The following is a 13,621-nucleotide window of genomic DNA, read 5'->3' on the forward strand; positions in this document are numbered from 1 at the left end:
GGGGGCCCGGAGCGGTGTATACGTCCCCGGGGGGGGCCGGTGCGGCCCGGCCAGCGGTCGGGGCGGGCGGCGTCCCGGGGGGGGGCGGGCCGGGGGGCGGGCCGGGGCGCCCGCGCGGCGCACCGGCCGACCGACCGGCCGACTGACTGACCAACCGGCCGACCAGCCACTCAGCGCAGAGCCAGCCAGCCGACCAACCACTCAGCGCACGCCCGCCGGCTCCTCCCCGCGTGCCCAGCCGAGGATCGAGCCCATGAAGGCGTCGAAGTCGTCGCGGTGGATGGAGTGGCCGGTGTTCTTGATGGTGTGCACGGTGAAGCCGCGTGCGCTGAGCTCTTCCTTGTGCGCCGCGGAGACGACGTAACTCGGGTCGGCCACCTGCACCAGCGACGGCACGACCGGCCGCTCGGGTATGTGGTCGACCGCGTGCGTACGGTCCACCGCGTGCCCCGCCTCCGGGTCCCAGGCCGCGATGCCGGCCAGCTCCGCCTCCACGTCGGCCTCCTCCCAGCGCGGGTTGAAGGAGGCGATCATGTTGCGGTTCGCCTTGCGCAGCGCGTTCAGCATCTTGGCGTCCACCAGGCGCTCGCTGGTGGCCAGCGCCCAGGCCGGGTCGCTGTAGACGGCGCGCTGCGGGCGGAGCGCGTGCACCGCGAGGGAGAGCGAGAGCCCACCGAGCGAATGCCCAATGGCCAACTCCGCGCCGACCGGCAGGGTCTCCTCCAGATCGGCCGCGAACAACGGCACGCTGTACTCCGCCGCCCGCTCGCTGAACCCGTGTCCGCGCAGGTCGACCGCGATGACCCGGTAGCCGTGGGCGGCGAGTTCGGGACCGACCCGGCGCCAGGTCCTGTGGTCCGACATGATCCCGTGGATGAGCAGCGCGACCCGGTCCCCCGTGCCCCACTCCTGCGTGTGCAGCCGCATGCTGGTGCCTCTCCCCTCGGCGGGGGGGGGGGGGGGGGGGGGGGCCCCGGCCCCCCGCCCGGCGCGGCCCCCCCCCCCCCCCCCCCCCCCCGGCCCCCCCCCCCCCGCCCGGGCGGGCCCCCCCCCCGGCGGGGCCCCCCCCCCCCGGCGCGCGGGGCCCCCCCCCCCCCCCACCCCCGTAGCTGTGGCCCGCTCCCGCCACCACCGCGCCGGCCGTCACCCGCCGCCCGGGAGCACTCCGGTACGACGGACCCGACGTCCGGCAGCGGCCCACGGGACCGGTATCCGCTTCAACTTACCCGCCCCCGACCGGCCCCTGACGTGGCCCGGCTACGATCCGGAACCCCGCCACGACCCGGCCGCCACCCGGCAGCCCGGTGTTCGCCGGGATGCGGCGGGTTGGTCAGGGGGGTGTGGCGGGGCCAGCCGGGCGGGGGTGCTGCCCGTCGTGGGCCGCGGGGCCGGCCGGCGCGCGCCGAGGCCGGGGGGGGGGGGGGGGGGGGGGGGGGGGGGGGGGGGGGGCGGGGGGGGGGGGGGGCGGCGGGGGGGGGGGGGGGGGGGCGCGGGGGCGGGGGCGGCCCCCGCCGCGGCGAGACGGCTGCGGCGAGGCGGCTGCGGTCCCGCCAGGTCAGCGCACCGTCGGGCCCTTGTGCACGGCCACCGTACGGGCCCGCTCGGCGAGTTGGCGTACCGCCCGTACGCGCGCGTGGACGCGGAGCTGGCGGCGGAGCGAGGCGAAGTGTTCGTCCCCGCGGGCCGTGGACAGGAGCAGGTAGTCGTCGAGGAAGGCCGACCAGGTGGCGCAGCCCGCATCGAGGTGTCGCAGCGCGAACTGTCGCTCGGCGAGCACGGCGTTGGCGTGCAGCCTGCCCTGCCGCTGCTGGGCGGGCTGGGCGCGCAGGGACGCCTGGAGCGCGGCGACGGAGCCCGCCAGGTCGCCGGACTCGGCGCGTACGTGGGCCACGTGGAACTCGTAGGCCGCCCGGTCGTAGCCACCGACGGCGTCGCGCCGCGCGTCCGCCCGGGACAGCGCCGCCTCCGCCTCCCGCAGCCGGTCGCGCGCCCCGCGCCCGTCGCCCACCATGGCGGCGGCGTGCGCCTGCTGGCCGCGGAGGAAGGCGACCAGGCGCGGCCCGGCCTGCGGCGCGGCCTCCGCCGCCGAGTCTGCGAGCTCCCGCGCCTGCCTGCCGTGTCCGAGGTGCGAGGCTTGCAGGCTCATGCCGCGCAGCGTGCGGCAGTGGGTGAGGTGGTCATCGGCGGCCCGGGCCAGCTCCAGGGCCTTGACGTAGTACCGCTGGCCGAGGCCGTGCCGGCGCTCGTACATCGCCATCCAGCCGGTCAGGTACGTCAGGTCGGACGCCGCGGACAGCATGTCCTTGCGGACCGCCTCGGTGGCCGTGGCCCGCAGGTACGGCGCCACCGTGTTGACCAGGAAGGCCGCCGCCATCGGGCGGGCGTGGCCGCCGCCGAGCTCGTCCAGGATGTCGGCGATCCGGTCCGTCATGGTCCGTACGGTGGCCACTTCGCCGGCGCCGATGCGGCCCGCGTGGCGCGGCGGGTGCGTCGGCTCGGCGGCCCCGGCCCGGCCCGCGAACGCCGGTACGGCGAGCGTGGCGGAGTACAGGCTGGCGGCGAGCACCCCGCGCCGGGCCGGGTGCAGGTCCTCGCTCCCGAGGTCGGCCGACTCCTGTGTCGGAACCCGTTCGGCCACCCGTCCTCAACTCCTCGCTCCGGCAGGCGATGCGCAGGCACGGTGGATGCCGCTTCCACGGTACCGCCACCGGTAGCCGCGCGGTCACCCCGTGCGAGGAAGCCCCTGCGGGCCCGAAAAGAAAGCGACGCCTGCCATCCGGTCGGGGACGGGCAGGCGCCGCGTGTTCCGTACCGCGCTGTACGGGACACCTCCCGGCGTGGGCCGGTAGCGCGTGGTCCGCTGGCGGACCTGGGTGACTAGGCGGTGAGCGCCCGGTCGGTGGGACGGATCGGGGCCGGCAGTGCGCTGGTGCCGGTCAGATAGGCGTCCACCGCGCGGGCTGCCGAGCGGCCCTCGGCGATGGCCCAGACGATGAGCGACTGGCCACGGCCGGCGTCGCCGGCGACGTAGACCCCGTCCACGTTGGTGGCGAAGTCCGCGTCCCGGGCGACGTTACCCCGTGCATCCAGGTCCAGGCCAAATTGCTCGACCAGGCCGTTGCTCTGGTCGGTGCCGGTGAAGCCCATCGCGAGGGTCACCAGCTCGGCCGGGATCTTGCGCTCGGTGCCCGGCCGCTGCTCGAACGTGCCGTCCTTGAACTCCACCTCGACCAGGTGCAGGAACTTCACGTTCCCCGCCTCGTCGCCCTCGAAGTGGGTGGTGGAGACCGAGTAGACCCGCTCGCCGCCCTCCTCGTGCGCCGAGGTGACCTTGTACAGCATCGGGAAGGTGGGCCACGGCTGGTTTCCCGGGCGCTCCTCGCCGGGGCGCGGCATGATCTCCAGTTGGGTGACGGACGCCGCGCCCTGCCGGTGGGCGGTGCCCACGCAGTCGGCGCCGGTGTCGCCGCCGCCGATGACCACCACGTGCTTGCCCTCGGCGGTGATCGGCGGCGCCACGAAGTCGCCCTCCTGCACCTTGTTGGCCAGCGGCAGGTACTCCATCGCGGCGTGGATGCCGTTCAGCTCGCGCCCGGGCACCGACAGGTCGCGGGAGACGGTGGCACCGGCGGCGATGACCACCGCGTCGTAGCGGCGGCGCAGGTCGGCGGCGTCGATGTCGCGGCCGATCTCCACCTCGGTACGGAACTTGGTGCCCTCCGCGCGCATCTGCTCGATGCGGCGGTTGATGTGCCGCTTCTCCATCTTGAACTCGGGGATGCCGTACCGCAGCAGCCCGCCGATGCGGTCGGCCCGCTCGTAGACGGCGACCGTGTGACCGGCGCGGGTGAGCTGCTGGGCGGCGGCCAGGCCCGCCGGGCCCGAGCCAATCACGGCGACGGTCTTGCCGGACAGCCGCTCCGGCGGCTGCGGGGTGACGTCACCGGAGTCCCACGCCTTGTCGATGATGGTGACCTCGACGTTCTTGATGGTCACCGGCTGCTGGTTGATGCCCAGCACACAGGCGGCCTCGCACGGCGCCGGGCACAGCCGCCCGGTGAACTCCGGAAAGTTGTTCGTCGCGTGCAGCCGCTCGCTGGCCTCGGTCCAGTCCTCGCGGTACGCGTAGTCGTTCCACTCGGGGATGAGGTTCCCGAGCGGGCAGCCGTTGTGGCAGAACGGGATGCCGCAGTCCATGCAGCGGCTGGCCTGCTTGCTGATGATCGGCAGCAGCGATCCGGGAACGTAGACCTCGTTCCAGTCCCGTACCCGCTCCGCGACGGGGCGCGTCGCGGCGACCTCGCGGCCGGTGGTCAAAAAGCCCTTGGGGTCAGCCATGCGTCGCCGCCTCCATCATCTTCTCGGTGGTCTCGGACTCGGAGAGTCCGGCTCGCTCGGCGGCGTCCTTGGCGGCGAGCACGGCCTTGTACGTGGGCGGGAACACCCTGCTGAAGCGGGTGATGGCCGCGTCCCAGTCGGCGATGAGGGCCGCGGCCACCGTCGAGCCGGTCTCCTCCTGGTGGCGGCGCACGGTGTCGTGCAGCCACTGGGCGTCGGCGTCGTCGAGCGGTTCGACGGCCGCGGCCAGTTCGCGGTTGACCCGGGCGGGGTCCAGGTCGATGACGTACGCGATGCCACCGGACATGCCGGCCGCGAAGTTGCGGCCGGTCTCGCCGAGCACCACGGCCCGGCCGCCGGTCATGTACTCGCAGCCGTGGTCGCCGACGCCCTCGGAGACGACGGTGGCGCCCGAGTTGCGGACGCAGAACCGCTCGCCGACCCGGCCGCGCAGGAACACCTCGCCGCCGGTGGCGCCGTAGCCGATGGTGTTGCCGGCGATGGTGGAGTACTCGGCGAGGTGGTCGGCGCCGCGGTCGGGGCGGACCACGACCCGGCCGCCGGACAAGCCCTTGCCGACGTAGTCGTTGGCGTCGCCCTCCAGCCGCAGCGTGACGCCGCGCGGCAGGAAGGCGCCGAAGGACTGGCCTGCCGAGCCGGTGAAGGTGATGTCGATGGTGTCGTCGGGCAGCCCCGCGCCGCCGAACTTCTTCGTCACCTCGTGGCCGAGCATGGTGCCCACGGTGCGGTTGATGTTGCGGATGGCGACCTGGGCGCGTACGGGCTGCGCGGACGCGGCGTCCGGGGCGGCCAGCGCGTCGGCGGCCAGCTTGATCAGCTCGTTGTCCAGCGCCTTCGCCAGGCCGTGGTCCTGGACCGCGATCTGGTGGCGTACGGCGCCGTCCGGCAGTTCGGGCACGTGCAGCAGCGGTGCCAGGTCGAGTCCGCTGGCCTTCCAGTGCGCCACCGCCCGCGAGGTGTCCAGGAGTTCGGCGTGGCCGACGGCCTCCTTGAGGGTGCGGAAGCCGAGTTCGGCCAGGATCTCGCGGACCTCTTCGGCGATGAACTGGAAGAAGTTGACGACGTACTCGGCCTTGCCGGCGAACCGCTCGCGCAGCACCGGGTTCTGGGTGGCGATGCCGACCGGGCAGGTGTCCAGGTGGCAGACGCGCATCATGACGCAGCCCGACACCACCAGCGGCGCGGTGGCGAACCCGAACTCCTCGGCGCCCAGCAGCGCCGCGATCACCACGTCACGGCCGGTCTTGAGCTGGCCGTCGGTCTGCACGACGATCCGGTCGCGCAACCCGTTGAGCAGCAGCGTCTGCTGGGTCTCGGCGAGGCCGAGCTCCCAGGGGCCGCCCGCGTGCTTGAGCGAGGTGAGCGGCGATGCGCCGGTGCCGCCGTCGTGGCCGGAGATCAGCACCACGTCCGCGTGCGCCTTGGAGACGCCCGCCGCGACCGTGCCCACCCCGACCTCGCTGACCAGCTTCACGTGGATGCGGGCCTGCGGGTTGGCGTTCTTCAGGTCGTGGATGAGCTGGGCGAGGTCTTCGATGGAGTAGATGTCGTGGTGCGGCGGCGGCGAGATGAGGCCGACGCCGGGCGTGGAGTGCCGGGTCTTCGCGACCCACGGGTAGACCTTGTGGCCGGGGAGTTGGCCGCCCTCGCCGGGCTTGGCGCCCTGGGCCATCTTGATCTGGATGTCATCGGCGTTGACCAGGTATTCGCTGGTGACGCCGAACCGGCCGGAGGCCACCTGCTTGATCGCCGAGCGGCGCGCCGGGTCGTACAGGCGCTCCGGGTCCTCGCCGCCCTCGCCGGTGTTGGACTTGCCGCCGAGCTGGTTCATGGCGATCGCGAGGGTCTCGTGGGCCTCGCGCGAGATGGAGCCGTACGACATGGCGCCGGTCGAGAACCGCTTGACGATCTCGGAGACCGGCTCGACCTCCTCCAGCGGGATCGCAGGCCGCTCGCCCTTGAGGCCGAACAGGCCGCGCAGCGTCATCAGCCGCTCGGACTGCTCGTTCACCCGCTCCGTGTACTTCTTGAAGATGTCGTAGCGGCGGGCCCGGGTGGAGTGCTGGAGCCGGAAGACGGTGTCCGGGTCGAACAGGTGCGGCTCGCCCTCGCGCCGCCACTGGTACTCGCCGCCGATGTCCAGCGCGCGGTGCGCGGAGGGCACGCCGCTGGCCGGGTACGCCTTGGCGTGCCGGGCGGCGACCTCGGTGGCCACCACGTCGAGCCCCGCGCCGCCGATCTTGGTGGCGGTGCCGTGGAAGTACGCGTCCACGAAGCCCTGGTCGAGCCCGACGGCCTCGAAGACCTGGGCACCGCGGTAGGAGGCGACGGTGGAGATGCCCATCTTGGACATCACCTTGAGCACGCCCTTGCCGAGCGCCTTGATCAGGTTGCGGATGGCGGTCTCGGCCTCGACGCCCGGCAGGAAGGTGCCGGCACGCACCAGGTCCTCCACGGACTCCATCGCCAGGTACGGGTTGACCGCGGCGGCGCCGTAGCCGATGAGCAGCGCGACGTGGTGCACCTCGCGCACGTCACCGGCCTCCACCAGCAGGCCCACCTGGGTGCGCTGCTTGGTGCGGATGAGGTGGTGGTGGACGGCCGAGGTGAGCAGCAGCGAGGGGATCGGGGCGTGCTCGGCGTCGGAGTGCCGGTCGGAGAGGACGATCAGCCGGGCGCCGTCGGCGATGGCCGAGTCGGCCTCGGCACAGATCTCGGCGATCCGGGCGGCCAGCGCCGCTCCCCCGCCGCCGACCCGGTACAGGCCGGAGAGGGTGGCGGCGCCGAGCCCGGGCCGGTCGCCGTCGGCGTTGATGTGGATGAGCTTGGCCAGCTCGTCGTTGTCGATCACCGGGAACGGCAGGGTGACGCTGCGGCAGGAGTCCGCGGTCGGCGTGAGCAGGTTGCCCTGCGGGCCGAGCGAGGAGATCAGCGAGGTAACGAGCTCTTCCCGGATGGCGTCCAGCGGCGGGTTGGTGACCTGCGCGAAGAGCTGCGTGAAGTAGTCGAAGAGCAGCCGGGGCCGGTCGGAGAGCGCGGCGATGGGCGAGTCGGTGCCCATGGAGCCGATCGGCTCGGCGCCGGCGGCGGCCATCGGCGCGAGGATGACGCGCAGCTCTTCCTCGGTGTAGCCGAAGGTCTGCTGGCGGCGGGTGACCGAGGCGTGGGTGTGCACGATGTGCTCGCGCTCGGGCAGGTCTTCGAGCTCGATCTCGCCGTCGTCGAGCCACTGCTCGTACGGCTGCTCGGCGGCGAGCGCCGACTTGATCTCGTCGTCCTCGATGATGCGGTGCTCGGCGGTGTCGACCAGGAACATCCGGCCGGGCTGGAGCCGGCCCTTGCGGACGACCTTGGCCGGGTCGATCTCCAACACGCCGACCTCGGAGGAGAGCACCACCAGGCCCTCGTCGGTGACCCAGTAGCGGCCGGGGCGCAGCCCGTTGCGGTCGAGTACGGCGCCGACCTGGGTGCCGTCGGTGAAGGTGACGCAGGCCGGGCCGTCCCAGGGCTCCATCATCGTGGAGTGGTACTGGTAGAAGGCGCGCCGGGCCGGGTCCATGGAGGCGCTGTTCTCCCACGCCTCGGGGATCATCATCAGCACGCTGTGCGGCAGCGAGCGCCCGCCCAGGTGCAGCAGCTCAAGGACCTCGTCGAAGGAGGCGGAGTCGGAGGCGTCCGGGGTGCAGACCGGGAAGAGCCGCTCGATGGGCCGCCCGTCGGCCGCGAGCACGTCGCTGGCGAGCTGGGACTCCCGCGCCCGCATCCAATTCCGGTTGCCCTGCACGGTGTTGATCTCACCGTTGTGGGCGACGAAGCGGTACGGGTGGGCCAGCGGCCAGGACGGGAAGGTGTTGGTCGAGAACCGCGAGTGCACCAGGGCGATGGCGGTGGCGAACCTGCGGTCGGACAGGTCGGGGAAGAACGGTTCGAGCTGTCCGGTGGTCAGCATGCCCTTGTAGACGAGGGTGCGGGCGGAGAGCGAGGGGAAGTACACCCCGGCCTCCCGCTCGGCGCGCTTGCGCAGCACGAACGCCAGCCGGTCGAGTTCGATGCCGGTGCGGTTGCCCGCGGCGTCGGCCACGAAGAGCTGCGAGAAGGCGGGCATGGTGGCGCGGGCGGCGCTGCCGAGCAGTTCGGGCGCGACGGGGACGACCCGCCAGCCGAGGACGGTCAGCCCTTCTTCGGCCGCGATGGCCTCGATGTGGGTGACGGCGGTGGCCGCCTCCGCCCCGTCGGCGGGCAGGAAGGCGATGCCGACGGCGTAGCCGCCGGCGGCCGGCAGCGGAAAGCTGACGCTCTCGCGCAGGAAGGCGTCCGGCACCTGGAGCAGGATGCCCGCGCCGTCACCGGAGTCCGGGTCGGAGCCGGTGGCACCGCGGTGTTCGAGGTTGCGCAGGACGGTGAGGGCCTGTTCGACCAGGGTGTGGCTGGCCTCGCCGGTGAGGGTCGCGACGAAGCCGACGCCGCAGGCGTCGTGCTCGTTACGGGGGTCGTACATCCCCTGTCGGGCGGGGCGCCCCTGGAGCGGGGACCAGGCGGCGGCTGCGGCTGCGGCGGCGCCGGTCACGGAAGGCACGGGCCGGGGGTGCGCGGAACGCATCGGCTCTCCCGTCGTCGTCGGTGGCAAGTGCTGGTGCCGAGGGACGACGTTGGCCCTCTGCGAAGAGTTGATGCAGGTTACATGATGGCCCGCTTCCCAAGAAGCGGATAAGTCATTCCAATATGCGGACACCGCAAGAGGGCGGCGGCAACAGGAGGGAGGTCCGAGCGGGGCGCGCCCGCAGGGCGAGCGGAGCGAGCGACGTTGCCCGCGACGCCTCGGCCTTATGCCCGTCCGTAAGCGATCCGAAACCGCGCGGTAATCCGCATATTATTCATCATCCCGCATAACTCTTCGCCCGCGACTACCCGAGCGCGGTCCCCAGCAGGGCACCCAGGGCGTACGTGACACCGGCCGCGGCACCGCCGAGCGCCAACTGTCGCAGCCCGCTGAACCACCAGGTCCTGGCCGTCACCCGGGCCACCACCGCGCCGCACCCGAACAGCCCCACCAGGGCGAGCAGCACCGCCGGCCACAGCGTCGTCGCACCGAGCAGGTACGGCAGCACCGGCAGCAGCGCACCCAGTGCGAAGGCTCCGAACGAGGAGAGGGCCGCGGTCAGCGGCGAGGGGAGGTCGGAGGGGTCGATGCCGAGCTCTTCGCGGGCGTGCACTTCAAGCGCCTGCTCGGGGTCGGCCGAGAGCTGGCGGGCCACCTCGCGCGCGAGCTTGGGCTCGACGCCCCGCGACTCGTACCGCGCGGCCAGCTCAAGGAGCTCGTCCGCGGGGTGCTTGCGCAGCTCACGGCGTTCGATCTCCAGCTCGGCCAGGACCAGCTCGCGCTGCGAGGCGACCGAGGTGTACTCGCCGGCGGCCATCGAGAACGCGCCTGCGGCGAGCCCGGCAAGCCCGGTGATCACGATGGTCTGCTGGGAGAGCGCGCCACCCGCGACGCCCGTCATCAGGGCCAGGTTGGAGACCAGGCCGTCCATGGCCCCGAAGACCGCGGGCCGCAGCCAGCCGCCGGTGACGTCGCGGTGGGTGTGGTTGTCGCGGTGGGCGATGTGCGGCTGTTCGGCAACGCTGATGGCGGACATGAGGTAGAGCTCTCCCTTCACACGGCGACGGTCATCTCACCCGTCGCCAACGCCTCGAAGGTACGCTCGAATTCCCCTCCCTCGCCAGCAAGGAAGGCCGAACTTACCTCGCTGACCTGCGCCGATGCGAAGCCGGCCACGGAAAGTGACCGCGCGCCGGCTCGGGCCGGCCACGCGGCGCGGCCCCTCACGGAACACGTCCCCACCGCCGCCCGGGACCACCGCCCCGCCCCGTTCGCGTACGGCACCTCCCGTACGCCCCTTCTCGTACGACCCGAGGCGGGTCCGCCCCCGCCGCTTACGGGCCGCTCCGCCGCGTACGGGCCGCACAGGCCACGCGCACGGGGCCGCACGCACACAAAAGCCGCCCGGCCCGGGGGGGGCGGCGGCCTCTGGTGCGTTCTCGGTCTGGCTCGCGCTCAGCCCTTCTTGGACGCCTCGGGGTTCTCCGCGGTCGCGCCGCCCGGCGTCTTCGCGTCCGGCGCCGTGGCCTCGGCCGCGTCCCGCGGCTCCCCCTTCGTGGTGTCGACGGCGCCCGCGGCGTCAGCGGCACCGTCGGTGTCCGCCGCCGCACCGGTGGCTCCGGTCACCGCGACCGCCGCCGGCTCCACCACGGACTCCCGGCCCGGGCTGACCCGGGAGGAGAGCACGATGTACGCCACGGCCGCGAGGAAGACCACGACGGCGGTCCAGTTGTTCAGCCGCAGGCCCAGCACCTCGTGCGCCTCGTCCACCCGCAGGTACTCGGTCCAGAACCGGCCCACCGTGTACGCGGCGACGTACAGCGCGAAGGCCCGGCCGTGGCCGAGGGTGAACCGCCGGTCCGCCCAGATCACCAGCAGCGCCACGCCCACGCACCACAGCGACTCGTACAGGAACGTCGGGTGGTAGGTGCCGGCGAGGGTGCCGGTGCCGGGGTCCGCGTCGATCTTCAGCGCCCACGGCACGTCCGTGGCCTTGCCGAACAGCTCCTGGTTGAACCAGTTGCCCCAGCGGCCGATGGCCTGCGCGAACGCGATGCCGGGGGCGAGCGCGTCCGCGTACGCAGGCAGCGGGATGCCGCGCCGGCGACAGCCGATCCAGGCGCCGACCGCACCGAGCGCGATGGCGCCCCAGATGCCGAGGCCGCCCTCCCAGATCTTGAACGCGTCGACCCAGTCCTTGCCGTCACCGAAGTAGAGCTGGTAGTCGGTGATGACGTGGTAGAGCCGGCCGCCGATCAGTCCGAAGGGCACCGCCCACACGGCGATGTCGGCCACGGTGCCGACCTGGCCACCACGGGCGACCCAGCGCCGCCCGCCGTACCAGACCGCCACGAAGACGCCGATGATGATGCAGAACGCGTAGCCGCGCAGCGGGATCGGCCCGAGGTCGATCACGCCGGATGAGGGGCTGGGGATGTAAGCGAGGTCCATGACAGGGCTGACGCTACCCTGCCGGGCGGGAAGCACGGCAACCCACCCGGCACAACGGCTACGTAACGGGACCGCCGCGGCGGCGCCCCGCGCGGCCGGTCAGCCGCCCTTTTTGCCGCCCTTCTCCTCGGCCGCCTTCGCCACCTCCTTGCGCAGCTTCTCCGGCGTCAGCGGGTCGTCCTGGTCCCCGTACACGTTCTTGCCGTCCAGCAGCACGGTCGGGGTCGCGCCGTGGCCCGACTTCTCGAACGCCTTGTCGACCTTGGTGACCCAACTGTCGTGCGTCCCCTTGTTCACGCACGCCCGGAAGGCCGGGGTGTCCAACCCTGACACCTTTCCGGCCAGCTCGATCAGATGGCCGCGGTCGGCGAAGGCGTCGTCCTGTTCGCGCGGCTGGTTCTGGTAGAGCAGGTCGTGGTACGCGGTGAACTTGCCGGCGTCCTGGGCACAGGCCGCGGCGTTGGCCGCGCGCAGCGAGCCCCTGCCGCCCATGTTGCCGTCGATCAGCCGGACCAGGTGGTACTCGACCTTGAGCTGGCCCGCGTCGCGCAGGTCGTTGATGGTCTCCCGGAAGCCCTGCTCGAAGCCGGCGCAGCCGGGGCAGCGGAAGTCCTCGTACACGGTGAGGGTGGCCGGCGCGTCGGCGGCGCCGGTGGGGATCGCCACCCGCTGGTCGCCGGTGGCGCCCTTCGGGTCGACCACCGGCCCCTTGGCGGCCCCGTCGTCGTCATCGTTCTGGGCGGCGATCAGGGCGCTGATGCCGCCCACCGCGCCGAGCACGACGACCACGACCCCGGCCGCGACCAGTGCGCGCTTCCGCTTCTGCTGCGCCTCGTCCTTGGCGCGCTGTTCTTGCAGCCGCTCACGAGCGCTGCGCTTGTCCCTACGGTTCTGAGTCACGCCCGTACACAACGAATCGGATCGGCGGGGCTGCGCCACCGGGCCGGGTATTCCCCCGATCGAGCGACCGTCGGGCCCGGCGGCGACCTCGACGGCGATCCCGGCGCCGTGCCCGACTCCGGCCCTGGCCCCGGTCCTGTCCCCGGCCGCGACACCGGCTGTGACCTGCGGGAACGCGAGAGCGTGCAGCCGGCAGGCGGTGCCCCGCCACCCGGCGGAGGACGGACATCGGGTGGCGGGACGTACGGGGGCGCGGCGGCGACTACGGCGGCGACCGTGGCCGCGACTACGGTCGCCGCTCCGGCTGTGGCTCGTTCAACCCGCGGCGGCGTGGCCCGCACCTGGCGTAGCGAGTACCCGCTCGATCTCCGTACGCGAGGCGCCGTGCTCGGCCATGACGTCCCCCACCATGCCGGCGCCGGCGGCCAGCCCAAGCAGCAGGTGCTCGTCGCCGATGAAGCGGTCGCCGCGGCGCTGGGCGACCCGCAGCGCCCGTTCGAGTGAGGTCTTGGCCTCGCGCGAGAACGGGCGGTGCCCGCGGGGCCACCACCAGCGCGGCCCGCGGTCGGTGGCCAGCGCGTCGGGGCCGTGGGCGTCCTCCACCCGGGCGACGACCGCCCGGACGTCGATGCCGAGCCGGGCCAGGGCCGCGATGTCGGCCCGGGACAGCCCGCCCACCCGCTTGGCCTCCTGGAGCGCCGCGGTCAGCTCCGTACGCCGCTGGTCGATGCCGAGGGCGACCAGTGCGCGGGCGCCCGCCGAGGTGCCCGCGTCGAGCAGGTCGAGGAGGGCGAGGAGTAAGTGCTCCTCGGTGATGGTCGTCGACCCGGTCAGCTCTGCGTGCTTGACGGCGCCCTCCACGGCGTCGCGGGCGCTCGGGGTGAACTTCTCGAACATGGTCACTGCCTCCCGTACTTCTTGTGCACGGCCTGCCTGCTGACGCCGAGTTCGCTGGCGATCTCCTGCCAGGACCACCCCTGCGCCCGGGCGCTGCGCACCTGGACGGCCTCCAACTGCTCCAGCAGACGCCGCAGGGCGGCCACCGCGCGGAGACCGACCCGCGGATTGCGATCACCTGCTTGCTGGGCGAGATCGGTTGCCTCAGTCATGACGTCAACTTACGTTGACACATGGTCGATGTCAACCAAGGTTGACGACACGTCCTGGCCGGCCACGGAGCCGGCCACGGACACGACCGCGGCCCCCCCCGGGGGCGCGCGGGGGGGGGGGGGGCGGGGGGGGGGGGGCCGGGGGGGGGGGGCCCCCCGGGGGCCCCCCCGGGCCCCGGGGGGGCGGGGGGCGGCCCCCCCC

9 protein-coding genes are annotated in these 13,621 nt (G+C 73.4%); all 9 read right to left on the bottom strand.

All coding sequences use genetic code 11. The features are described 5' to 3' along the window. Positions 1-201: 201 nt before the first annotated feature. The 9 genes from AAHZ94_RS15310 to AAHZ94_RS15350 all read right to left on the bottom strand — a co-directional run bounded on the left by AAHZ94_RS15310 (position 202) and on the right by AAHZ94_RS15350 (position 13,419). On the bottom strand, positions 202-927 hold the full coding sequence (locus tag AAHZ94_RS15310; RefSeq protein WP_349993434.1) for an alpha/beta fold hydrolase: 726 nt from the start codon (positions 925-927) through the stop codon (positions 202-204). A 628-nt stretch (positions 928-1,555) separates the two neighbouring features. Further along, positions 1,556-2,638, bottom strand: coding sequence for an NsdA family TPR-like regulatory protein (locus AAHZ94_RS15315; RefSeq protein WP_349993427.1), 1,083 nt, complete (start codon positions 2,636-2,638; stop codon positions 1,556-1,558). A gap of 239 nt (positions 2,639-2,877) precedes the next feature. Then, positions 2,878-4,338, bottom strand: a complete 1,461-nt coding sequence (locus tag AAHZ94_RS15320) for a glutamate synthase subunit beta (RefSeq protein WP_349993428.1) — start codon at positions 4,336-4,338, stop codon at positions 2,878-2,880. Beyond that, positions 4,331-8,857: a glutamate synthase large subunit gene (gltB, locus tag AAHZ94_RS15325; protein ID WP_349993435.1), complete on the bottom strand. Its 4,527-nt coding sequence runs from the start codon at positions 8,855-8,857 to the stop codon at positions 4,331-4,333. Before gltB ends, AAHZ94_RS15320 begins: the two co-directional genes overlap by 8 nt. Before the next feature lie 406 nt (positions 8,858-9,263). After that, on the bottom strand, positions 9,264-9,995 hold the full coding sequence (locus AAHZ94_RS15330; protein WP_349993429.1) for a VIT1/CCC1 transporter family protein: 732 nt from the start codon (positions 9,993-9,995) through the stop codon (positions 9,264-9,266). Between the two features lie 419 nt (positions 9,996-10,414). After that, the gene (lgt, locus tag AAHZ94_RS15335; RefSeq protein WP_349993430.1) at positions 10,415-11,410 is read right to left on the bottom strand and encodes a prolipoprotein diacylglyceryl transferase; all 996 of its coding nucleotides are present in this window, start codon (positions 11,408-11,410) and stop codon (positions 10,415-10,417) included. Positions 11,411-11,509: 99 nt separating this feature from the next. Continuing rightward, positions 11,510-12,310: a DsbA family protein gene (locus AAHZ94_RS15340; protein ID WP_349993431.1), complete on the bottom strand. Its 801-nt coding sequence runs from the start codon at positions 12,308-12,310 to the stop codon at positions 11,510-11,512. Positions 12,311-12,625: 315 nt separating this feature from the next. After that, a complete protein-coding gene (locus AAHZ94_RS15345; RefSeq protein WP_349993432.1) occupies positions 12,626-13,207 on the bottom strand; it encodes a Clp protease N-terminal domain-containing protein in 582 nt (193 codons plus the stop codon). Between the two features lie 2 nt (positions 13,208-13,209). Next, entirely contained in the window at positions 13,210-13,419 is a 210-nt protein-coding gene (locus AAHZ94_RS15350; RefSeq protein WP_349993433.1) for a helix-turn-helix domain-containing protein, read from the bottom strand. Between the last annotated feature and the right edge of the window lie 202 nt (positions 13,420-13,621).

The organism is Streptomyces sp. HSW2009, assembly GCF_040240285.1.
Lineage (GTDB): Bacteria > Actinomycetota > Actinomycetes > Streptomycetales > Streptomycetaceae > Streptomyces.

Coding starts and splice junctions, on each gene's coding strand:
- AAHZ94_RS15310 (WP_349993434.1), bottom strand. CDS start 927: ATGCGGCTGCACACGCAGGAGTGGGGCACGGGGGACCGGGTCGCGCTG.
- AAHZ94_RS15320 (WP_349993428.1), bottom strand. CDS start 4,338: ATGGCTGACCCCAAGGGCTTTTTGACCACCGGCCGCGAGGTCGCCGCG.
- gltB (WP_349993435.1), bottom strand. CDS start 8,857: ATGTACGACCCCCGTAACGAGCACGACGCCTGCGGCGTCGGCTTCGTC.
- AAHZ94_RS15330 (WP_349993429.1), bottom strand. CDS start 9,995: ATGTCCGCCATCAGCGTTGCCGAACAGCCGCACATCGCCCACCGCGAC.
- lgt (WP_349993430.1), bottom strand. CDS start 11,410: ATGGACCTCGCTTACATCCCCAGCCCCTCATCCGGCGTGATCGACCTC.
- AAHZ94_RS15345 (WP_349993432.1), bottom strand. CDS start 13,207: ATGTTCGAGAAGTTCACCCCGAGCGCCCGCGACGCCGTGGAGGGCGCC.
- AAHZ94_RS15350 (WP_349993433.1), bottom strand. CDS start 13,419: ATGACTGAGGCAACCGATCTCGCCCAGCAAGCAGGTGATCGCAATCCG.